The following is a 23,841-nucleotide window of genomic DNA, read 5'->3' on the forward strand; positions in this document are numbered from 1 at the left end:
GAGAATAGCCCCCTTTCGTTACATATATTGGATAACAATATATGCATTCGCCTAGTTTAGGTGATTGGAAAGATTTGTAACAATGACTTACGAAAATTGTACTAAATTGCCGAAATAAAATTACTTAATGACGGAATAGTCAGAATTGTGTATAATGTTAATAAAATAGAAATGGTTTCCGCATTGTGGAAAAAGTGTTGTTAATTACTCGGTGGGAGGGTTGAAACAATATGATTCAGATCAAAAGTGTAAGTAAATCATTTGGGCCTTTACAAGTATTAAAAGGAATTGATTTAACGATTAAAGAAAAAGAAGTGGTTGTTTTATTAGGAGCAAGTGGATCAGGAAAGAGTACCCTTTTGAGATGTTTAAACTTCTTAGAGATTAATGATAAGGGAGAAATTTATTTTGAAGGTGTGTTGGTTCAACCTGGCAAAACAGATTTGAATAAAATTCGGTCGGAGGTTGGTATGGTTTTTCAACACTTCAATCTCTTTCCGCATAAAACTGTTTTAGAAAATATAATTGAAGCTCCTATGCATGTTAGGGGAATGAAAAAAAGTGAAGCAAAAGAGATTGCTTATGCTTTGTTGGACAAGGTTGGATTGACAGATAAGGCGGATGAATATCCAGAAATGTTATCAGGAGGACAAAAACAAAGGGTTGCGATTGCACGTGCACTTGCGATGAACCCGAGGGTGATGCTGTTTGATGAGCCAACTTCAGCCTTGGATCCTGAACTGGTTGGAGAGGTTCTTCAAGTTATGAAACAGTTAGCAAGTGAAGGAATGACAATGGTTGTCGTCACTCACGAAATGGGTTTTGCAAGAGGTGTAGCGGATCGAGTTTTATTCATGGAGGAAGGGCTAATTTTAGAGGAGGGTACACCTAAACAGTTTTTTGAAAATCCACAAAATGAAAGAACAAAACAATTTCTTAATAGTATTTTATAATTTTAAAAAATAATGGAGGTATGTGTAATGAAAAAGAATTGGCATGGTATTTTATTATCTTCAGTGATAGCAGGGGCAATGTTTCTAAGTGGATGTGGGGCAGATAAAACCGGAAATCAAGCGAGTTCAAAAGAATTTCATTATGCGATGAGTGGTTTATATAAACCATTTAATTTTAAAGAAGATGGCAAGCTTACTGGATTTGATGTTGAAATTGGTAAAGCACTTTCAGATAAAATGGGAATGAAAGCTGTACCAGTAACAAACCCATGGGAAACAATTGTACAAGGATTAATATCAAATAAGTATGATGCAATTTTGGGGAGTATGACGATCACTGATGAACGATTAAAAGTGGTTGATTTCAGTAATCCATATTATATTTCAGGTTCTCAGATTTTTGTTGCTGATAATAACCAGAAAATCAAATCTGCTGAGGATTTAAAAGGGAAGAAAATTGGCGTTGTAAAAGCAAGCCCATATAAAGATTTAGCGATTAAATATACTGGAAAAGAAAATGTAGTAGATTACGATAGTGATCTTACGGCTATCATGGATCTTCCAACTGGTAGACTAGATGCTGTCATTACGGATCAAATGGTTGGCTTTAGAGTCATTAAAGAAGGTAAGGCTAAAATTAAAGATGTTGGCACACCACTAACTCATGATAATCAAGCAATTGCTGTAAGGAAAGATGATAAAGAACTTGAGAAGAAAATTAATAAGGCTTTAGATGAAATTATTAAAGATGGAACTTATGAAAAAATTAGTGAAAAGTGGTTTGGTCGCAATATTCTTGAAGATAAATAATAATAGAATACTAGCGTAAAATAAGAGCCTAAGACTTTTTAGGACAAGATGAGGGGTGAGGTTCATCATGCATATACTTTTAAATACATTTCATGTATTTTTAGTGGCAACTTTATTAACATTAAAATTGACAATCGTATCTACTATTTTGGGAAGTGGAATAGGACTTATTTTTGCATTTTTCAGACTCTCCCGTATTAAAGTGCTTAATTATATTGCTAATCTCTATATAACGGTCATTCGTGGGACACCGCTTATTGTTCAAATCGCAATTTTATACTTCGGACTTTCTAGTATTATTACATTTTCACAGTTTTGGGCTGGTGCAATCGCGTTAGGTGTGCATAGTGGAGCATATATAGCTGAAATCTTTCGTGGTTCAATTCAATCAATTGACAAAGGTCAATTGGAAGCTGCCCGTTCTCTTGGGATGTCCCAACCTTTAGCAATGAGAAGGATCGTGCTACCTCAAGCATTTAAAATTGCGATTCCTACTCTTGGTAATCAATTTATCATTGGATTAAAAGATTCTTCACTTGTAGCATATGTAGGGATGCAAGATTTATGGGGAGCAGGACTAAGTGAGGCTGCCTCTAACTTTGAACAGATGAATACATATATTGTAGTAGGTTTATATTATCTTGCGCTTGTACTAATTATTACGTTTGGAGTTAAAAAGCTTGAAGATTCTTTGGATGTGAGTCGTGGTAAAAAACGAAAAACTAGAAAAAATAAGTCTAATACATCATTAGAATCAATAAAGCTGTAAATTACTTGGAAAATCAGACGATAAACTTGTATGATAGATGTAAAAAATTACTCTCACAATTATTCATTTGCAAGTTCGAAATGAAAACAAGAAGTGCTGAGATACTCAAGTCAACGCATCTTTTAATAAACGTAACGTATATTACCAGTACGTAATGAACGGGAATACACCTAACGAGGAATATTCCCAGATTTTTGAACAGACTCCCCAAGATAAGAAGTGAAGAGTCATAGGAGTTATGATCATGGTCCAATCAATTGACCGAGCTATGCTTATTATTGATATCCTAAATTCGGATGAATCCAAAAGTAATTGGCAAATCACCGAATTAGCAGAAAAAACATCTCTATCTCTTGGTACGCTTCACCGGTTACTAAACTCTTTAATCGAACATGGACTTGTTGTACAAATACCTGAAACCAAGCATTACAAGCTAGGTTATAAATGGATGGAACTTGGCCTCCGTCAACTGGATAAAATGGATTTCAGATTAGTTGCAAGACCAGTAATGGAGCGTTTGGCAAACCATGTAGAGGAAAGTATCTATTTAAATATCGAGAGTGGGATCGATGGAATTGTAATTGATAAAATTGACAGTCCTCTAAAAATTAGAATTGCTGAAAATCTGGGTATCCGAATTCCAATACATATTGGTGCTCCCAATAAAACCATTCTCGCTTATATGAAAGAGTATGAAATTCAACAAGTACTAGATCAGCTAAATCTTTCACCTAATGCAATATCAATGTTAAAACAACAACTGGTCGAAATAAGACAAAATGGTTATGCAATCAGTCAAAGTGAAAAAACTGAGGATACGGCGGCTATTGCGGCTCCAATTACTGGATACAATAACAAAGTACTTGCTGCTCTAAGCGTGAATGTACCAGGATTTCGTTTTACTCAGGAACGCATTCCGTTCTTGATCGAAGAAGTAGTAAAAGCAGCGGAAGAAATTTCAAGGAAAATAGGGAAAATATAGGTGATACCTTTTAGACGCATTCCAGTAATATGGGCTGCGTTTATTTTTTTATAAACAATACTTCATCGGAAACTACCTTAAGCATCTAAATAAGATTCACCCTCTTCCAAATGATCAATTCTCCCATTTAATATTTTTTCCTATTAATAACTTGTCATAAAAGCGATATCAATAGCGTAAAATTTAAAATAAAATTTCAATATCTTTAATATAAAATTCGAAATTTTGTTTATGGTAAATAACCTATGAAACTTACTTTTTACGGTGTATTAATTGGAACAAATAAAATTGATAAGAAAGGGAGGGGATAAAAGATTTTTGAAAAACAATCAATCTAGCAACAACGACTATTGTCATATTTAATTTAATTCTATTTAAGTAGTTAGATTATATCTTTTAAACTAATTAACTTGTTAATTTAAAAGGAGTTGTAAAGATGGCAAAGGGGATTAGCAAATATTTATTAATTGCCGAACAATTATTAGAGCATTTGGGAGGAGCGGAGAATGTTTCGTCGTCCACTCATTGTATGACAAGACTACGCGTAGCTGCGAAAGATCATTCAAAGGTAGACATAGAGGCAATCAAAAAGACAGAAGGGGTTCTAGGAGTTGTAGAAGAAGAAACGATTCAAATCATACTCGGACCTGGTGTTGTAAATAAAGTTGCAGCAGAGTTTGATAAACTGCTTGCAGCTGCTACTGATTTTGATCTGAATGAGGTAGCTTCAAAAAACAAATCAGAGATTGATAGAAAGAATGCAAAACCGTTCAAATTGTTTTTACGTAGAATCGCAAGTATTTTTATTCCGTTAATTCCTGCCCTTGTAGCTTCAGGTTTAATAACCGGTATTACAAAAGCAATTGTTCAAGCGGAATGGCTTGCGGCAGACTCAAAATTAGCTATTATTTTAACTGTTATCGGATCAGGTCTGTTTGCTTATCTTGGAATCTTAGTCGGAATAAACGCAGCAAAGGAATTTGGTGGATCCCCTGCACTTGGGGCATTGGCTGGTATTCTTGTCATCAACCCTGGAGTTGCAGATATTTCTTTGTTTGGGCACAATCTTCTTCCTGGACGTGGAGGGTTAATTGGTGTTCTTTTTGCTGCAATCTTCATCGCTTTAGTTGAAAGGCAAGTAAGAAAATTTGTACCGCAATCTTTAGATATTATTCTCACACCTACCATAGCATTATTAATAACAGGTATACTTACATACCTAGTGTTTATGCCTGTTGGCGGTTTTGTATCGGATACAATCACAAAAGGCTTGCTACATGTTCTTGACTTTGGTGGAGTAGTAGCTGGATTTGTGCTTGGCGCGACGTTCCTGCCTCTTGTAGTAACAGGGCTTCATCAAGGTTTAACCCCAGTTCATCTTGAATTAATCAACAAAATTGGAGATGACCCTTTACTTCCAATTCTTGCGATGGGTGGAGCAGGTCAAGTCGGAGCAGCGTTTGCAATTTACTTTAAAACGAAGAAAAAAAGCTTAAAACGAGCAATTGGTGGAGGACTTCCATCAGGAATGCTTGGAATCGGTAAACCATTAATCTTTGGTGTAACGCTTCCGTTAGGACGTCCATTCTTAACAGCATGTTTAGGTGCCGGAGTTGGCGGAGCATTTCAGGCTCATTTCCATATCGCTACAATTGCAGTCGGTGTTTCAGGACTTCCATTATCATTCTTAGTTCATACGAATCAAATTTTACTATACTTAACTGGAGTTATTATCTCTTATGTAGCTGGCTTTATTTTTACTTACTTATTTGGATTTAAAGATGAGATGGCAGCAGAATTCAAGTAAACTAAGTTAACATGTCAGTAGGGGAACTAACGCTATGATTTGAAAAGAAGGGCTGCTAATTTAGCAGTCCTATTTGTCATAAAAGACAGGAAAATCGTGAAGAATGATAGCTATGGCTAAATGCAAAAATTAGTACTCATCAAAATCAATATCATAACCCGATAAGTAGAGGAGGGTAGAGATGAAACGAGTATTGTTGTACATTTTGATTCTAACTCTTTCTATATGTGAATGGCCAATCGAAAAAGATGTTTCTGCAAATAAGAAAAAGAATAAAGTAACTCCTGGAATTGAAGTTCTTTTAGATAGTCAGAAAGAACTTTTAAAAGGCAAAAAAGTTGGCTTAATTACCAATCCAACTGGTATTGACTCTAAATTAAACAGCATTGTCGATTTGTTGTACGAGGATCCAGATATTGAACTAACAGCTTTATTCGGGCCTGAGCATGGTGTTCGCGGTGATGCCCAGGCTGGAAGTTATGTCGAATCGTATATTGACGTTAAAACAGGACTACCTGTTTACAGTCTTTATGGAAAAACAAATAAACCAACAGCTGAAATGCTTAAAAATGTAGACTTACTTCTCTTTGATATACAGGACGTGGGTACACGCCACTACACATATATTTACACTATGGCATATGCAATGGAAGCGGCAAAAGAAAACAACATTCCAATTGTAGTACTTGATCGTCCGAATCCACTAGGCGGACTTTCATTTGATGGTCCTGTTCTCGAACCTGACTCCTCATCCTTTATTGGGATGTACCCAATTCCAACGAAGCATGGAATGACAGTAGGCGAACTCGCTACTTTCTTCAATAAAGAATATAAAATTGGAGCAGATTTAAAAGTCGTCAAAATGAAGGGCTGGAAACGTTCCATGAATTACGACGATACAAGACTACCTTTTGTTTTACCATCACCTAATATGCCGACTGTTTCAACAACATTTATTTATCCAGCAACAGGTCTAATAGAAGGCACAAATGTGTCAGAAGGACGCGGAACAACCAAGCCGTTTGAAATAATCGGTGCACCATATATAAATGGTACAGACCTTGCATCAAAATTGAACGCACTAAGACTTCCTGGTGTTAATTTCAGAGCGGCATCCTTTATACCAACATTTTCAAAACATGCGGGAATACTGTGCCATGGTGTTGAAATCTATGTCACGAACCGTGAAAAATTAGAAGCGGTCTCAACAGGACTTCATATCATTAAAACGATTCATGACATGTACCCAAATGATTTTGAATTTCTATCAAACAACTTCTTTGATAAATTAATCGGAAACGACTGGATCAGACCAACGTTTCTTAATGGAGCTTCCGTTTCAGACATCTTGAATAAATACCAGGAGGAACTGGATGAATTTAAGAAGGTTCGAAAAAAGTATTTGATGTATAAGTGATTTACTAAAAAAGGATGAGATTAATTGATTTTCATTCTTTTTTTGTTGCCATCTACTTATAAAATTTTAATTTTTAAAAATTACCGAATAAACTGAAAAATATATTGACGTACCGATAGCAAGATGATAGTATTTTTCTTCCAGTCTAAAAATGTTAGGAGGCGAAAAAAATGATTACAGTAGATGGTTTAAGTAAATCCTTCAAGGTTGCGAAACGTTCTTCAGGACTTAGGCAGGCAGTGAAGGGGCTCTTTTATCGAGAGCATACGATTGTTGAAGCGTTGAATGATATTTCTTTCTCTATTGAACCGGGGGAAATCGTAGGATATATTGGTCCGAATGGCGCTGGGAAATCTACAACGATAAAAATCATGAGCGGAATATTGGTTCCAGATCGAGGGACTTGTAACATAATGGGATACACTCCATGGAAGGAAAGAGCTTCCTATGTTAAACATATCGGTGTTGTGTTTGGGCAACGGTCTCAATTGTGGTGGGATGTACCCGTCATAGACTCGTTTGAGCTTCTCCGCGATATTTATAAAATTCCTCAAAACGAATATCAAGATACTCTTGATCTACTGATTGAAACTCTCGATTTACAAAGTCTTATTCATTCACCTGTACGACAATTAAGCTTAGGACAAAGGATGCGTTGTGAAATCGCTGCATCATTGCTACATAGTCCTAAAATTTTATTTTTGGATGAACCCACAATCGGGCTAGATGCTGTTTCAAAAATTGCCGTACGCGAGTTCATTAAAAGGATAAATAAAGAAAAGGGAGTTACCGTTATCCTTACAACACATGATATGAATGATATTGAAGCTTTAGCCGATCGAGTTATTTTAATCGGTAAAGGAAGTCTATTATTCGATGGGAACTTGACTGAATTACGAAAACATTTTGGGACTCACAAAACGATTACGGTAGATTATAAGGAGGAGCAAAATCCATTTAAAATTCCTGGAACTACAATGATTTCATGGTCTCCTGAACGAGCAATTTTAAGTTTAGACACAGAACAAGTTAAAATATCTGATGTGATTTCCAGTTTATCCAGCAAGGTTGACCTACTCGATGTGACGATTGAAGCAAAACCAATTGAAGAAATTATCGTTGGTCTCTACAAGGAGTTTCAAATATGAAGCCATATGTATCTGTACTAAAACTAAGATTATTGAATGGAATGCAATATCGTTCTGCAGCATTGGCGGGGGTAGCAACACAGTTTTTCTGGGGATTTATGTATATCATGATCTTTGAAGCTTTTTATAGTCAAACAGTACAAAATCAACCACTCTCCTTAAAAGAAATCATTACATACTTATGGTTACAACAATCCTTTTTAGCTTTCATTATGCTGTGGTTTCGTGATAATGAGCTTTTTGATCTCATAACAACTGGGAATATCGCATACGAGCTTTGTAGACCGTGCGAAATCTATGGATTTTGGTATTCAAAACTTTTAGCCCAACGCTTGTCGAGTGCAATTCTACGGTGTTTCCCAATTCTACTTGTTGCATTCTTATTACCTCAACCTTATAAAATGACGTTACCACCAAGTGTTTTAACCTTTGTGCTATTTTTGTTTGCCCTTATTTTTGGCTTACTTCTTCTTGTTTCGATTTCGATGTTTATTTATATTTCAGTATTTGTGACAATGTCACCTATCGGCTCCTTGCTACTGTTTGGAGTAATTGGTGAATTTTTTTCTGGATTAACAATTCCAATTCCATTAATGCCAGCGTGGCTACAAACTTTTGCATATTTCCTACCGTTTAGATGGACAGCTGATTTTCCGTTTCGAGTGTACTCTGGTAATATACCTCAAAATGAAGCTTTAATCGGTATCGTTGTACAAATTGTTTGGCTATGTTTACTTGTTTGGCTAGGAAGAATCGCCTTTAATAAAGCCTTACGAAGAGTCGTGGTTCAAGGAGGTTGACCAAATATGAAACTATATTTTAAATATCTACTTATTCTCTTTAAATCACAAATGGAATACCGCACTTCTTTTTTGCTTTTAACAATTGGCCAGTTTCTAATTCCGTTTTCGATGTTTGCGGGTCTTTATTTTTTATTTGAACGTTTTGGACAAATTAAAGGATGGACTTTCTATGAGGTCGCGCTTTGTTTTGCGATTATCCATATGGCTTTTGCTTTAAGTGAATGTTTTGCTCGGGGATTTGACGCTTTCTCTAGTCTAGTAGCTAGCGGTAGTTTTGATCGAGTACTTGTCCGTCCTAGAAGTACGATTGTTCAAGTTATGGGTTCTAAATTCGAGTTTACTAGAATTGGTAGATTGCTTCAGAGTTTAATTGTTTTGATTTGGGCATTAAATAATCTCTCCATCGATTGGAGCATTATAAAAGTTGTAACTGTTATTTTGATGACCGTCAGCGGGGTCTTTATTTTTACTGGAATTTTTATCCTTGCTGCAACGATGTGCTTTTGGACAATCCAAGGTCTAGAAGTAGTCAATATTTTTACAGATGGCGGAAGAGAGATGGCACAGTATCCATTAAATATTTATCAGAAATGGGTAACTAAATTTTTTACATTTGTTATTCCATTCGGATGTGTCAATTACTTACCTTTAATGTACATTCTAGATAAGACGGAGGGGAAAGCGTATCTGTATATGTTATCGCCAGTAGTGGGGATTATTTTTATTATACCTTGTTTACTAGTTTGGCAGGTTGGAGTAAGGCATTATCGATCGACAGGTTCTTAAACCTTTAAAGACGCAATCTAGTTATGGTGATTGCGTTTTTTTTAATGGGAAATTAATTTAGTAATCTAGTATAACCTTTTGAAAGTAAACAGGAGATGTTTAAAAGTTCTTATTTTACTCCTTACTTTTGAATAAATCTTTAATTTTTCTCTGTTAAAATAAAAAAAAATCATAAAGAAAGGAGGAGCATTATGGGATTAAAACGAAAAAATAAAAGAAAATCGACTCAACCACACACAAAAGTAATCGATTTTGGAATGGGTAAGAAGTTAGCTGAAATTGAAAAAGCAATTCGGATTTTAGATAAGAAATAGTATTATGATTATTTGAATAGGCTGTCTAAATGTACGGACTAAATATTAAATATATAATTGAATAAAAAGGATTAAAGAAACAATGAAAAAACAAATTAAAGTAGTAGCTGCTGTCATCAGAAACGATCAAAACCAAATACTATGTGCCTTACGCTCACCAGAAATGAGCATGCCAAATTGCTGGGAATTTTCTGGTGGAAAAATCGAGAAGAATGAGAAACCTGAAGAGGCGTTAGTTCGTGAAATACAAGAAGAATTAAGCTGTGAAATATCTGTAACCGAATTAGTTGAGGATGTCATTCATGAGTATTCAAATTTAATTGTAAATTTGATAACTTACGAAGCTAAGATTACAAGCGGTACCCAGTAGCTAATGAGCATGCGAAGATCGAATGGAAAGAAATCTCTGAGTTAAAAGAACTTGAATGGGCTCCAGCTGACCTTCCTACGGTTGAGAAATTGAATAGATAAAAAGTATATAAGTTAATGCTGATCGATTAACGATAAAACTAAATAATTTAGAATGATGTCGAACAATTGATAAAAGAAATATTACTTTGTGAATTTGAATTTTTTTCCATATCCCATATAATAATAAATAAGCAACATAGTGTACATACTAGATGAGTTAAGGAAAATTCTTGTAAAACATAGGAGGAAACTATGGGAAGATTAGTTCATTTCGAAATTCATGTTGATAACATGGAACGTGCAAAGAAGTTTTATGGTGAGGTATTTGGTTGGACGTTTCAAGATTGGAGTGAATATGCAGGAATGCCATACTTTGGTGCAGTGACGGGTAACGAGGATGAAATGGGAATTAATGGTGCCTTAATGCAGCGCCAAAGTGCTCCTCCTGAAGCAAACCAACCATTAAATGGATATGCTTGTACCATGGGAGTAGAAAATTATGACGTTACAGAAGCTAAAATTATTGAAAATGGTGGCAAAGTAGCAATGCCTAAATATGCACTGCCTGGAATGGCATGGCAAGGATACTTCAAGGACACTGAAGGTAATATTTTTGGAATTCATCAACCTGATGCTAATGCAAAGTAATTATTTATGGATTTGATGAATAATTCATGAGTTTGATTTGAACAATCATTTAAATTACTTATATGAACAAAAGTCAACTGTCGGCAGTTGGCTTTTTATTTTCAATTCTAAATTTTGGTTACAAATGGGAAAAAAAGGGTCAGGTCTTGTAATACGTGGGGCTAACCAATCTAGCGATCTAGCTGTACCTAAAAATGTAGCAGCAAATATTTCTGATACCTTAATTGAGCTTGGTTTTGTAACAAATGGTGATGAACTTGAATTAATTAAGAATGAGCATGTTCAAGATGGATATGCCAATGCATAAGCTAAGGGATTTGATCAATTCTTTAGCCAAAATCAATACTAATTTGTTTTTTATTTGAAAAACATAGTTTAGTAGATTATTAACTTATCGTCTACTATTCTATGTTTTATTTATTATGGAAAGTTTTGATAATCCAATATTAAAGAAGAGAGATTTTATTATGGACACTGTTAGAACAGTTAAAACGCTTAATAGGAAATAATCTATGTCTAAATATTATGCAGTTGAAAAATTAGCAAGAAAATATATTCAAAAAGACTTTGGGAGAAGAATCTTTTCTACTGAAAAATAAACTGAGGAGTTTCAATGGCCATTACATGATATTAAGAGTCGAACCATTGTTAAAATACTTGATTACAGTGGTTTTTGGCAGATTAAAAATTCTCGCATTAATGTTAGTAAGCGAAAGGATAAAATATATGCTTCCGCTCCAGTTACAATCGCTAATAGCGAAGGTTATTATGCAGGAATTTTAAGAGATGATATTGTTGAGGTAATTACATGGTTCGAATTGCATTACCATAAATGTTAAGGAGTGATTTCAATGTTTAGTAAACAAGATATTATTAATATGACCCGTGAACTATTTCCATACGGGTCTAGACTAGAATGTATTAATATGAATGTTCCCTGCCCTATTCCTCCTGGTACACAAGGATCTGTTAAACTAATAGATGGAATTGGTCAAATTCATGTAAAATGGGACAACGGAAGAAATAGTCCGGTTGTAATAGGACAAGATTCTTTTAAAAGAGTATAATCATGGGTGGCTATTAGTTACTTTTAAAATAAACAATCAACAAGGAGATTTACCACATGAAAAAAATGATAGGTCTTACATCTGTAGTAGTGAGTTTCTCACTTCTTACTGGTTGCGGTCAAACTAACAATTCTGCTCCTACAAACGTAGAAAGCACTACAACATCTAAAATGACAAAGGAAGCAGAAACTGCAAAGTCTGAGCTTACTTCTAAAATTATGAAATTAAGAAAAACAAATACTGCTATAGAAAAAGATCCAGGTTATTTCGAGCCGAATGATTTCCGAGCTTTTAAAAATGAATTAAATCCCATTATGTATGCATTAAAACTTAAATCAAAACTGGACGTTAATGATAGTGAGGAAATTAATTCCGTCTTAACTAAAGTTGAGAAAAAAGTTAATGATTTAACTGGAGATGAAGCTTTAAATGCTCAAAAACGTCTCCATACTGGTAAAGCAATTTATAAAACTTTAATGCAGGAGAGTTTAGATCGCTCATTTAAAGTACTAAATGTAACAAACTCAATAGATAATGAATTGGCATTCTTTATCGATCATACAGCTAAAGAAAATGCTAACAATTTAGCAAAACTTGGTGAAGAAGCAGATAGTGTCATTAACGATCTAAATAGTGAAAAAACTTATATAGATGAAGTAAGAAAAGCAACTAAAGATAACGTTTCTTTATTTTCAGATAAAGAATTGAAATTATTAAATTCAACTTGTGATAACTTAACTTCATCAGTAAATAATCAAATTAAAGTTTTAGAACAATTTAAACCAGTCTATGTTGATAATGGTATTTCACCTAATGAGTATCTAGTTAATGCAACAACTGATTATGACAATGCAAAAAAATCGTTTCTTAAAATTGAAGGTATTTTTGCATTTTAAAAAATCGAATATTACTATCTACCCTTCGGTCATTTGAACGGAGGGTTTTATTAATTATTGGAGGTGTAGATTTTACCATGTCATTAGATGAAGAAAAATCAATTGGAAAAATTATGAAAAATGTATTAAAATTTGTTAATGTATTAACCGTGTATTCTTAGTTATTTTTAAGAATTTCCTCGGTTAAAAAATAACAAAGAGGAGAAAAAAATGAAAAAAGCAAAAAGTTTGTTATTAGTTTTAAGTTTGTTAATCTCAATTGTTTTACCAAGTATGAAAACAAATCCTGTAGAAGCAGCAACGGTTGTTAGCTTGACTTCTGGTGTTGCGGTGAATGGGAAATTAACCAAAGACTCAGAAAACAACTATCAGTTTACTACAAATAAGGATGGTCAAGTTTATATAACTCTTGATCAAGCCTCAGCGGGATTTGAAATAATCTTATATGATGCATCAGGTAATTCAATTACAGATTCATATTTTTATAACGCAAATGACACAGCGACGATTAATGAAAAACTTGTAAAAGGTACATATCGAATTAAGATAAAACCAATGTATTGGGATGGAATTTCTAGCGGGTCTTACAGACTAAAAGCTACTTATCCTGGAACGATTACAAGAGATTCTAAGACGTATGAGCCTAATGATACTTATGAAACTTCATATGTGCTTAAATCTGGTCAACAATATAATTCAAAACTTGAAAATGAACTTGATCGAGATACTTATCAATTTTCTACTACTAAAGACGGCCAATTATATCTAACATTGGACCAAAGTACTGCTGGTCTATCTGTAGTTGTCTATGATTCATTCGGAAACTATAAATCAGATTCATATTTTTATACCGCTGGTGGGTCTACTTATATTGATTTAAATCTTAAAAAAGGTACATATTATGCTGTTGTTAGAGCTGAAAGTTGGGATGGAAATACAAGCGCGAACTACAGACTAAAAGCAACTTTTGCTGGAGCGTTCACAAGAAACACAACAAATTTAGAGCCAAATGATACACGGGATTCAGCTTACCAACTTGTTTCAGGTAAATCCTATACATCTAATAGCTTCTCTAATTTAGATAGGGACTACTTCAAATTTACGACTAGTCGAAGTGGAGCAGTTAAATTAAAACTTGATAAAAGTGCTGGTGGTTTTAACATGGAGCTATTAGACGCTAATGGTATATATAAGGATGATGATACTTTTTACGTTAGTGGAGGAAGTGCTACAATCGAAATGACACTAGCGAAAGGTACGTATTACATTAAAATTACTCCAGAATATTGGGATGGAATTAGTAGTTCAAATTATCGATTAACTACTACATTCCCTGATAAAACCCCAACGGTTAATTCAGTTAGTAATTTATCTACAACAATTACTGGTTTAGCAGAAGCAAAAGCAAAAGTTTACGCTTATGCTGGTAGCAAACTGCTCGGAAGTACTACTGCTGTTAGTGGTAACAAGTATTCTATTAAAATTGCAAAACAAAAAGCAGGTACTAAAATCAATGTATATATAGTTGACAACGCAGGTATTCGAAGCGGAGACAGATATACAACAGTATTAGATAAAATACCACCTGCTGCTCCAACAGTTAACAAAATAACAAGCAAATCTACTACGATTACAGGTAAGACAGAGGCTTCTGCAACTGTATCAGCTTATAATGGTTCAAAGCTAATTGGAACCGCTAAAGCAGACAGTAAAGGAAACTTCAAAATCAAAATCAAAGTACAGAAAAAAGGATCTACCATAAAGGTATACTCAACAGATGCAGCAAAGAATAAGTCTGCTGCTAGAGTTGTAAAAGTATCTTGATTGTAAATACACAATAATACTTATATTAATCCACCCTTCGGTCACTTGATCGGAGGGTTTTTTATTATTTATAGGAGGTCTGCTTATGTCAGAAAAAAGACGTTTAAACAAATTGAAATTAACGTTAAATCAACACTTTACCAAAGAACAGCAAGAAGAGATCGGTTGGTATCCAGATAAACAAGTTGGTAATTCATATATTTATACTGGTGATTTATTCGGTAAAAAATTCGAATTACACTTGGATCTAACTACTGGATTAACTAAAAAAATTGGAGCGTGAGAAATTGGAAGAAAAAATAGAGTTTATTAAAAGTAAGTTAGCTCAATTTAACTACTTTAAAATTGAGTATCAGAATTCAGTACAATTAAACGGAGTAATAAGGCATTGTTTTATTGGAAATAGTAATGCCCCTGTTTCTATTAATAATTATGAAAAAGGAATTGTTTTAAGTGTTCACGATTTGCTATTGGGACGAAGACTCATATGCATATGCTTTTAATTTTTTAAAAGTAATCCAAGTAGATATGGCGGAAGATTTCAAGTGTGATGAAGCTAGAGATACTATTAAATTTGTTCAATCACAAAACTGCCATATTACACTTCTTATTTAGGATATTTTTCATGGTATTCTTAAAGTGAAAATTGCATTGCTTCATAATAAAAACAAGTAAGAAAAGGATAAACCGATGAAAAAAATAATTATTATTTCAGTGTTAATCATCATTATTATTTCAAGTGGGTATCTATTCTCAAAAACCAACACATTCGAAAATTACACTAACAATATAAGTGATTTACTCAAATTAAAAAAAGAAAATGATTATCTAAATAAAAAAATGAGCAATGAAACATCTTTAAAAGCAAATATAACTGAATTTACTATTAAAAATAAAGAATTAAAAATGCTAAAAGAAAGACTAAATAAAGAAAGGCAAAAATACAAAACTGATGTAGCGATCGTTACAAAAAGAGATTTTGACACATGGAACAGCTTTGTCGAAATTAATAAGGGTTCTAAAAAAGGTGTGAAAATAAATACTAATGTAATGACCTCTCAAGGATTGGTAGGTAAAGTAATAGAAGTCTCAGAGAATAGTTCAATCGTAGAACTGTTAAGTGCAGTGAAATATAACTCATATATTTCAGTCCAACCAAAAAACAATCATCAATTACAAGGTCTAATTAAAGGAGCAGATGAGAAGACCGGCTATTTAAAAATGACTCTTTTCAATGTAAAAGATAAATTAAAAGCTGGTGAAATCATTGTTACCTCTGGTCTAGGAGGAATCTATTTACCGGGTATTGAAATAGGTAAAGTAAAAGAAGTTAAAATTGATAATTTAGGTCTAAATCTAACAGCGTATATTGAACCTTTATATGATTTAAATGACTTAGAGTACGTTATTTTATTGTTAAGGAAAAAATAAAAAGGAACGAACAATAGAAAAAGAGAACAATGTTAGAGTTGTTCTCTTTTTTTCATAAATAATTCCAGTACATAAAAGTAGGTGTATGTTAATGTTACAATTCCAAGAAAGGATTCAAAAATATGAATATAAGCTAAACGATACGGATGATCAAATAGTCGAGTTCATTCTTAATAACAAAGAGGATGTTGTAGGCTTTTCAATACAGTATTTAGCTGCAAGGTTATTTACGGTTCCGAATACGATTACGAGATTATCCAAAAAATTAGGTTTTGATGGATATTCTCAGATGAAGAATAGTTTAAAAGATGAAATAATACAGCAAGAAAATTTTACAGAGGAAGATAGTCTTACATACAACATTCATAAAACAATTGGACTAATTGATCAAAATACGCTTTTTATTACGACAAAATTGATTCAAGAAGCAAGTAGAGTACTTTTCTTTGGTGTAGGTGATACTGCGCCATTTTGTGAGATGATGATAAAAAATTTGAAAGTCGTCGGTAAACAAGCTGAGTATTATATTCACCGACACGATGTCTTATATGAGCTTTCTAAATTTGATTCTAAAGAGAATAATCTACTTTTTTTAATTTCCTTATCAGGAGAAACCACTCAAGTTTTGGATGTAGCTGAGTTGGCTAATCAAAAAGGTATTAAATTAATTTCGCTTACACATTTTAGTAAAAATACTCTACAACAAATTGCTGATGTGAACTTGTATTGTTATTCGCCAAGTAAAAAAATTAATGAATACAATATGACGGATAAAACTCCGTTGCTCTTAGTTCTTAGAGCTTTATCGGAATTTTACTGGAAAGTTTTAGTTTGATGTGTATAAATACACATAATATATAAAAAAATGTGAAAAAACTGTGTAAAAATAAGAAGTTTTAAGCTTCTTATTTTTTTTTTGCTATAGTGAAACCAAAGTAGTCCATTAACTAATGAAAGGGGTTACAAGAATGCAATTAAAAAAGTTAACTTCAGAAGCTTTAATCAGTACAAAAATGTCATTTTCATCAAAAGAAGAAATCATAAATTACTTAGTTAATAAGTTGGCAACAGAAGGGAAAATCCATTCTGAAGAAGATTTTTACAATGCGGTAATGGAAAGAGAAAATTTATCACCTACTGGATTTGAAGGTGGTCTAGCAATTCCACATGGAAAATCTTCTTCTGTTAAAGAGTCTTCGTTTGCGGTTGTTACGCTTGAGAAACCATTGAGTAATTGGGAAAGTATTGATCCGAATAATCAAGTAGAATTAGTGATTTTGTTAGCGATTCCAAAAGAAGAGGAAGGCACAACACATTTAACCTTATTAGCTGAATTGGTTACAAGATTATCGGATGAAGAGTATAAAAATAATTTACTTCATGCAAGAACAACTAAAGAACTATTTGATCTTCTTGATGCACCTTTACAACCTACTAATCTGAAAGTCTCTCCAAAAGGTGATAAAACAGTATTAGCTATTACAGCTTGTCCAGCAGGCATTGCACATACATATATGGCAGCGGAAGCACTTGTGAAAGCGGGGAATGAATTAGGCATTAATGTATTCGTTGAAAAACAAGGCGCAAATGGAATTGAAGATCGCCATTCGTTTGATTTGATTAGAAAGGCTGATGCGATTGTATTTGCAGTGGATGTTGCGGTAAAGAATGAAGAGCGATTCAAGCATCTTCCAAAAATTAAAACATCTGTAGCTGCACCAATTCGAAACGCAAAAGGAATCTTAGAACAAGCTCTCCAAAAAGTGGGAAATGCACCTAAATCAGAAACAGCCGAAAGAGAAGAGCAACATCATGAAGAAGAAAACAAATCTATTAAAACGGAAATTAAGGATTCCCTTTTAACAGGAATCTCTCATATTATCCCTGTCATTGTAGCGGGTGGTATGACGTTAGCAGCGGCAGTTTTTATTGCTCAAGCATTTGGTCTTCAAGATGTATATGCGGCAGAAGGATCATGGTTATGGCTATTACGTCAATTAGGTGGTTCTTTATTAGGACAAATAATGATTCCGATTTTATCAGCGTACATGGCGTACTCGATTGCTGATAAACCAGCATTAGGGCCAGGATTTGCAGCAGGGGTCGCGGCTAATTTAATAGGTAGTGGATTTTTAGGAGGTATGCTTGGAGGGTTACTAGCAGGTTATTTCTTAAAGTATTTAAAAGTAAAAGTGAAGCCTAAAGGGACTTTTGCGGGCTTTGTTAGTTTCTGGTTTTATCCTGTAGTAGGAACACTAGTGGTTGGTTCAATTATGCTATTTGTAATTGGTAAGCCATTAGCTTTCTTAAACGAAGGATTAATTGATTGGCTCAATGGAATGAGTGGTACAAACGCGATAATACTTGGAGCAATTTTAGGAGCAATGGTTTCATTTGACCTTGGTGGTCCAGTAAACAAGGCTGCTTACACATTCTGTATTGGTGCAATGGCGAGCGGAAATACGTACCTTACGCAGCATTTGCATCTGTCAAAATGGTTTCTGCATTCTCCGTCACTGGAGCAACGATCATAGGTAAACATTTATTTTCCGAACAAGAAAAAGAAATTGGTAAACAAACTTGGTTACTTGGATTAGCTGGAATAACAGAAGGGGCGATTCCATTTATGATTAACGATCCACTCCGGGTAATTCCTTCATTAATTGCTGGTTCGGCAGTAACGGGAGCAATTGTGGCTTACTTTAATATTGGTTTAAATGTTCCAGGTGCTGGGATATTCTCATTAGCTTTACTTCAAGGTAAACCAGCCATAGTAGCTGCAAGTATTTGGTTTGAAGCGGCCTTAATTGGAGCAGTTATTTCTACAATTTTACTAATCATGACAAGAAAACAAAAAATCGTTAAAGATATACAAATAAAATCATCACAACGAAATGTAGCATAAGAGTGGAGGCACAAAATGAAAAAAGTTCACATCGTCCCACATATGCATTGGGACAGAGAATGGTATTTTACAACGGAAGAATCTAGAATTCTACTAGTTAATAATATGGAAGAAATTATGGAGATGTTAGAAACAAATCCTGATTATCCTTACTATGTATTAGATGGACAAACTGCGATTTTAGAAGATTACTTTGCGGTTAAACCAGAAAATAAAGAGCGAGTAAAAAAGCTAGTTCAAGAAGGACGATTAATTATTGGACCATGGTATACGCAAACGGATGAAATGATTGTTGGTGGTGAGTCAATCGTTCGTAACTTATTGTATGGAATGAAGGATTGCGAAGAGTTTGGAGTACCGATGAAAATTGGTTATCTTCCAGATTCTTTTGGACAATCAGCTCAAATGCCAATGATTTTAAATGGGTTTGATATTAAGTATTCAATCTTCTGGAGAGGCACATCTGAACGTCATGGAACAGATAAAACAGAATTTTATTGGGAAACAGACGATAGTTCAAAGGTATTAGTTCAATTGTTTCCGCTAGGGTATGCAATCGGTAAGTATTTACCAGAGGATGAGGAAGCACTGCAAGGTAGAATTGATAAGTATTTCACGGTACTTGACCGAGGTGCTACAACTGATCATATTATCTTACCTAATGGTCATGATCAAATGCCGATACAAAAGAATATTTTCACTGTCATTGAAAAGTTACAAAAACTATATCCAGAGCGCGAATTTTTCTTAAGTAAATATGAAAATGTTTTTAAAAATCTTGAAGCACAAAATGACCTTGATACATTGAAAGGTGAATTTTTAGATGGGAAGTATATGCGTGTTCACCGTAGTATTTACTCGACTAGAATGGATATTAAAGCAGCAAATACTAGAATAGAGAATAAGATTACCAATATTTTAGAACCAATTGCATCAATTGCTTATCGTTTAGGATTTGAGTACCATCGTGGTTTGATTGAATTAATTTGGAAAGAGATTATGAAAAACCATGCACATGATAGTATTGGCTGTTGCTGTTCTGATAAAGTTCATCGAGAAATTTTAAATCGTTTTTGTTTGGCAGAAGAGAAGGTTGATCAACTAATTAATTTTTATAAACGTAAAATTGTTGATTCGATGGATACTACTAACGACCATGATCGGATTACTCTTTTTAACTTACTTCCTTATGAGCGAATTGAAGTTGTGACAACTAGCGTTATGACAAAGTTAAAATCATTTAAACTTGTGGATATTGAGTCTAATGAAATAAACTTTGAGATTATCGAAAGTAGGATTACTGACCCAGGCTTAATTGATCGTCAAATTGTTCATTATGGAAATTACGATCCTTTTATTGAATATACAATCCAGTTAAAAGATAAGATTCCATCAATGGGTTATAAGACATATTTTGTAGAGGAAAGTGATGAAGTCTTAAAGAAAATAACATACTCTAATAATAAAGTAGAAACAGATTATTATGACATTACCGTTAATTCAAATGGTACTTTGAATATTTTTGATAAGAAACATGAACAAAGTTTTACTAATGTCCTTCTTTTAGAAAATGGGGGCGATGATGGAGATGAGTATGATTACTCTCCACTTCTTAATGAAGAGTTAATTTATAGCGATTCAGTCCAAGCCGAAACTAAAATTCAGCAAAATCGATATGGGGCAACGATTGATATTAAATACACATTAGCTGTTCCTTCCAATTTAGAAAATCGCAATGAACAAATTATTGATGGAGCTATCGACGTTCATATTGTAGTGAATGTTTCAAAGAATAAACCAATACTCGAAGTTAAATTTGAAGTGGATAATCAAGCAAGAGATCATCGACTTAGAGCATTAATTCCTACTAATATTGCATCAGTTTTCTCGTTATCAGACAATCAATTTGGTTCGATTAAGCGTGGCGTTGTAGATCATGCAATTCATATGTGGGAGGAAGAAAATTGGGATGAACGACCAGATCCAATTTATCCAATGTTGAGCTATGTAGCGTTATCTAATGATGAATATGGAGTTAGTGTTTTAACGAATAGTACTAGAGAATATGAAATTACTGGTAGAAAGTTTGATACGATAGCGATTACTTTGTTTAGGAGTGTTGGCTTCCTTGGAAAAGAAGAGATGGTTCGTAGACCTGGGCGACCGTCTGGGATTAAGTTGCCAACTCCGGATTCTCAGATGATTGGGAAGTTGTCGTTGGAGTTTGCGATTGCGTCATATGATATAGAAGAAAATGTTGCTCGAATTGCTAAGGAGTATTTAACTCCGGTTGTTGCTTATAATAAGATTCCTTTTGATGCTATGAAGTTGAATGTGGCTGGTGTGAAGACGCCGTTGGAGTTTAGCTTTTTTAGAGAGAGGACTTCGAATGTTGTTTTGAGTACTTTGAAGAAGGCTGAACGAGAGTGTGGATTTGTATTACGATTTTATAATTCATTTGAAAGTGAAGAGAATTTTGTTTTTGAATTCAATGGTGAGATTGGACAGATATATATTGTAAATTTAGATGAAGAGAGTCACGAGGAGCTTGAAGTGTATGAACAGCATATTGGAATAAATGTGAGAGTAAACCAGGTTAAATCTTTTTTTTTAAAGCTAAGAAATGAGAACATTAAATTTTAGTATATTATATTTTGGAAGTGTGAATATAATGAAAGTTTGATAAAAGGAGCCTGTCTTCTAGAATGGGAAGCAATAAGCCTTTGACAATCATTTTAGACTATTCCCCATAACAGCTATCAGTTTATTCGAAACTAGATAGAAATTGGATTTACTAGCCTTCTTTCATAATAGTATTATAGCCATAATAAGGAAGAATTTAATTCTCTTGTGAGCTTAACCAAAGTTCATAGGAGTTTTTTTATTTATATTGCAAACTTTTTATTAATATTTTAATAACCAATAATTAAATTGTTTTTTGAATCTCTTAAGAGAGTATAAGCATTACTATAAAGGCTGTACCAAAAAGGTAGATAAGTATATTGTGATACGTTTAATAAATAGTTTTGAACACCTTATAAGATGATATTCAGACTTGGAAAACCTATAGGGTCAACGTTTAAGGATATTATTAAATGTGTACCTTTTGATAATTTTGCTAAATACATAACAAAATTTCCAAATTCCATATCTATGGTTAAATCTTACAGTTTATTATCTTTACTTTTAATCTTTTAAAAAAACTATATGTAATGTTAAACTAAAAATAATTAATTAGGTACAAATTGTATTCGAATTAACGTACACAAGAACCATTAAAACATGAAAAAAAATTAATTATAAATTTGAATTTATATTCTAAACATTCCAAATAAATAAAGGGGCGAAACAATGCAATCAACAATCCAAAACATCCTTAGTAATTTCAAAAAATTTGAAAATATGAATACGATGGAGATTGGTCGTGAAATTGGCCTGAATATTAATTTAATAAGTAATAAGTTATCGGTTGCTACGTTGTCAAATCAAATGTTTAAATATTTTGATATTGATTTATCTAATTTAAAAAATGACTTTAATATTGCTGTAAAAACAGTTCGACTAAAAGAAAATAAAATTCCAAAAGAATCGATGTCATTTGAACAGATAAATTTCCATCGAGTAGTGAAAGAAGACTGGGATAACAGTTTTTTAAAAAAGAAATTTATGGACACTACGTTTATTTTCATCGTTTTCGAATATCTAGGAGAAGCTCTGTATTTTAAAGGATTAAGAATCTGGAAAATGCCAGAAGTAACGATAAATAATGAACTTCATAGCTTTTGGACTTCACTTAAATCGAAATTGGAAACAGGTGTTACTATAAAATTTGTACAAAAGGGTAATAAATCCATTAATGAAAATGATCTCCCGTCTTCTAGACAATCAAAAATAATGCATGTTCGCCCAAAGGCAAAAAATGCGAGTGACATGATTGAGTTACCTGATGGACAATTGATTACTAAACAAAGTTATTGGTTCAATAATGAATATGTAAGTTCCATTTTATCAACTATGCCAAACTTACAAGTCAAGTCTAATTCAACTAAAGAAAGTGAATTAGAGGATTATGATTACCAAAAAATAAAGCCATTATTAAATGAAATTTGTACTATTTCAGAGTTCGTTCGAATTGCTAAAGATATTTTTAGCAATTTTGATGATTTCGATTTGGAAAATGATAAGCTCAATTCAATAGGTTATAAGTTATCACCTCCTTTTATTTTAAGAAATGACATTAAAAGCAGTGACGACTATTTCAGACAAAAGATTCTTTGTGACCGTTATTTCACACTAAAGAATGATGAAGTATGGCAAAGTAACTTCGTAAAAAGAAAATTAGAAAACATGGAAAATGATTATACTATTTTCAAAATAGAAGAAGGACTTTACTTAACTGAAACCGCACTTAAATATGCTCCTATCGATAAATCTGAAATTATTTCTTATCGTGAATCTGTTGAAGGATTTATAGAAAATGATCAATATTTCACTTACAATTCATTGGAAAAATCCAATTTCCAACACAATGCAGATAGCTATGGATTTGACGAGATTTTTTATGAATCGCTTTTAAAAAGACCTGGGCGAATAAAATCAATAAAGATTGGAGGTAAGTTATTCTTCAATAAAACGACTTCGAAAGTAGATTTAGCAAATTTTATTCAATTTCTTTTCACTAAACATAATAAAATACTCATGTCTTTATACGAATTAATTGATATGCTTGAAGTAACTTTCTATGTAAAGTTAAATATTGATATTATACACACATTACTTTGCTCGAATGAGATAAATCAATTTTACTCACCAGAATTAAAAATAATATTTTGCAGTAAAAAAGATTACTTAGATTTTATTGAATGATAAT

At 33.3% G+C, this 23,841-nt stretch carries 22 protein-coding genes and 1 pseudogene; all 23 read left to right on the forward strand.

What is annotated here, in order from left to right; translation table 11 throughout:
* Window positions 1-230 precede the first annotated feature (230 nt).
* The 23 genes and pseudogenes from ACFWM3_RS19145 to ACFWM3_RS19255 all read left to right on the forward strand — a co-directional run bounded on the left by ACFWM3_RS19145 (window position 231) and on the right by ACFWM3_RS19255 (window position 23,837).
* Window positions 231-953, forward strand: a complete 723-nt coding sequence (locus tag ACFWM3_RS19145; protein WP_390312504.1) for an amino acid ABC transporter ATP-binding protein — start codon at window positions 231-233, stop codon at window positions 951-953.
* 78 nt (window positions 954-1,031) lie between these two features.
* A complete protein-coding gene (locus ACFWM3_RS19150; RefSeq protein ID WP_390312585.1) occupies window positions 1,032-1,763 on the forward strand; it encodes an ABC transporter substrate-binding protein in 732 nt (243 codons plus the stop codon).
* 67 nt (window positions 1,764-1,830) lie between these two features.
* Window positions 1,831-2,532, forward strand: a complete 702-nt coding sequence (locus ACFWM3_RS19155; protein WP_056475896.1) for an amino acid ABC transporter permease — start codon at window positions 1,831-1,833, stop codon at window positions 2,530-2,532.
* A gap of 244 nt (window positions 2,533-2,776) precedes the next feature.
* Entirely contained in the window at window positions 2,777-3,514 is a 738-nt protein-coding gene (locus ACFWM3_RS19160; protein ID WP_390312506.1) for an IclR family transcriptional regulator, read from the forward strand.
* Window positions 3,515-3,950: 436 nt separating this feature from the next.
* Entirely contained in the window at window positions 3,951-5,321 is a 1,371-nt protein-coding gene (locus ACFWM3_RS19165; protein WP_390312508.1) for a PTS transporter subunit EIIC, read from the forward strand.
* A gap of 181 nt (window positions 5,322-5,502) precedes the next feature.
* Window positions 5,503-6,738, forward strand: a complete 1,236-nt coding sequence (locus ACFWM3_RS19170; RefSeq protein WP_390312510.1) for an exo-beta-N-acetylmuramidase NamZ family protein — start codon at window positions 5,503-5,505, stop codon at window positions 6,736-6,738.
* A gap of 170 nt (window positions 6,739-6,908) precedes the next feature.
* Entirely contained in the window at window positions 6,909-7,886 is a 978-nt protein-coding gene (locus tag ACFWM3_RS19175; RefSeq protein ID WP_390312511.1) for an ABC transporter ATP-binding protein, read from the forward strand.
* Window positions 7,883-8,686 carry an ABC transporter permease gene (locus ACFWM3_RS19180; RefSeq protein ID WP_390312512.1) on the forward strand — a complete coding sequence of 268 codons (804 nt, stop codon included), beginning with the start codon at window positions 7,883-7,885 and terminating at the stop codon, window positions 8,684-8,686. The genes ACFWM3_RS19175 and ACFWM3_RS19180 overlap by 4 nt, the downstream gene beginning before the upstream one ends.
* Window positions 8,687-8,692: 6 nt before the next feature.
* Window positions 8,693-9,475, forward strand: a complete 783-nt coding sequence (locus ACFWM3_RS19185; protein WP_390312513.1) for an ABC transporter permease — start codon at window positions 8,693-8,695, stop codon at window positions 9,473-9,475.
* Between the two features lie 191 nt (window positions 9,476-9,666).
* Window positions 9,667-9,789, forward strand: a complete 123-nt coding sequence (locus ACFWM3_RS19190) for a hypothetical protein (RefSeq protein WP_390312514.1) — start codon at window positions 9,667-9,669, stop codon at window positions 9,787-9,789.
* Between the two features lie 82 nt (window positions 9,790-9,871).
* Window positions 9,872-10,260: pseudogene (locus tag ACFWM3_RS19195) on the forward strand ((deoxy)nucleoside triphosphate pyrophosphohydrolase).
* A 192-nt stretch (window positions 10,261-10,452) separates the two neighbouring features.
* A complete protein-coding gene (locus ACFWM3_RS19200) occupies window positions 10,453-10,848 on the forward strand; it encodes a VOC family protein (RefSeq protein WP_390312515.1) in 396 nt (131 codons plus the stop codon).
* A 37-nt stretch (window positions 10,849-10,885) separates the two neighbouring features.
* On the forward strand, window positions 10,886-11,155 hold the full coding sequence (locus ACFWM3_RS19205; RefSeq protein WP_390312518.1) for an N-acetylmuramoyl-L-alanine amidase CwlD: 270 nt from the start codon (window positions 10,886-10,888) through the stop codon (window positions 11,153-11,155).
* A 544-nt stretch (window positions 11,156-11,699) separates the two neighbouring features.
* Window positions 11,700-11,915: a DUF4314 domain-containing protein gene (locus ACFWM3_RS19210; RefSeq protein ID WP_390312519.1), complete on the forward strand. Its 216-nt coding sequence runs from the start codon at window positions 11,700-11,702 to the stop codon at window positions 11,913-11,915.
* Between the two features lie 56 nt (window positions 11,916-11,971).
* The gene (locus tag ACFWM3_RS19215) at window positions 11,972-12,811 is read left to right on the forward strand and encodes a hypothetical protein (RefSeq protein ID WP_390312521.1); all 840 of its coding nucleotides are present in this window, start codon (window positions 11,972-11,974) and stop codon (window positions 12,809-12,811) included.
* 210 nt (window positions 12,812-13,021) lie between these two features.
* A complete protein-coding gene (locus tag ACFWM3_RS19220; RefSeq protein ID WP_390312523.1) occupies window positions 13,022-14,635 on the forward strand; it encodes an Ig-like domain-containing protein in 1,614 nt (537 codons plus the stop codon).
* 85 nt (window positions 14,636-14,720) lie between these two features.
* A complete protein-coding gene (locus ACFWM3_RS19225) occupies window positions 14,721-14,918 on the forward strand; it encodes a hypothetical protein (RefSeq protein ID WP_390312524.1) in 198 nt (65 codons plus the stop codon).
* Between the two features lie 407 nt (window positions 14,919-15,325).
* Entirely contained in the window at window positions 15,326-16,066 is a 741-nt protein-coding gene (gene mreC / locus ACFWM3_RS19230; RefSeq protein WP_390312525.1) for a rod shape-determining protein MreC, read from the forward strand.
* Between the two features lie 91 nt (window positions 16,067-16,157).
* Window positions 16,158-16,901, forward strand: a complete 744-nt coding sequence (locus tag ACFWM3_RS19235; RefSeq protein WP_390312527.1) for a MurR/RpiR family transcriptional regulator — start codon at window positions 16,158-16,160, stop codon at window positions 16,899-16,901.
* A gap of 133 nt (window positions 16,902-17,034) precedes the next feature.
* A complete protein-coding gene (locus ACFWM3_RS19240; RefSeq protein WP_390312529.1) occupies window positions 17,035-18,600 on the forward strand; it encodes a fructose-specific PTS transporter subunit EIIC in 1,566 nt (521 codons plus the stop codon).
* Entirely contained in the window at window positions 18,561-18,971 is a 411-nt protein-coding gene (locus tag ACFWM3_RS19245) for a hypothetical protein (RefSeq protein ID WP_390312531.1), read from the forward strand. Before ACFWM3_RS19240 ends, ACFWM3_RS19245 begins: the two co-directional genes overlap by 40 nt.
* Before the next feature lie 15 nt (window positions 18,972-18,986).
* Window positions 18,987-21,614: a mannosylglycerate hydrolase gene (mngB, locus tag ACFWM3_RS19250; protein ID WP_390312533.1), complete on the forward strand. Its 2,628-nt coding sequence runs from the start codon at window positions 18,987-18,989 to the stop codon at window positions 21,612-21,614.
* 708 nt (window positions 21,615-22,322) lie between these two features.
* A complete protein-coding gene (locus ACFWM3_RS19255) occupies window positions 22,323-23,837 on the forward strand; it encodes a PDDEXK family nuclease (RefSeq protein WP_390312535.1) in 1,515 nt (504 codons plus the stop codon).
* Window positions 23,838-23,841: the final 4 nt, after the last annotated feature.

Source organism: Gottfriedia sp. NPDC058432, assembly GCF_042721555.1.
Taxonomy (GTDB): domain Bacteria; phylum Bacillota; class Bacilli; order Bacillales; family Bacillaceae_G; genus Gottfriedia.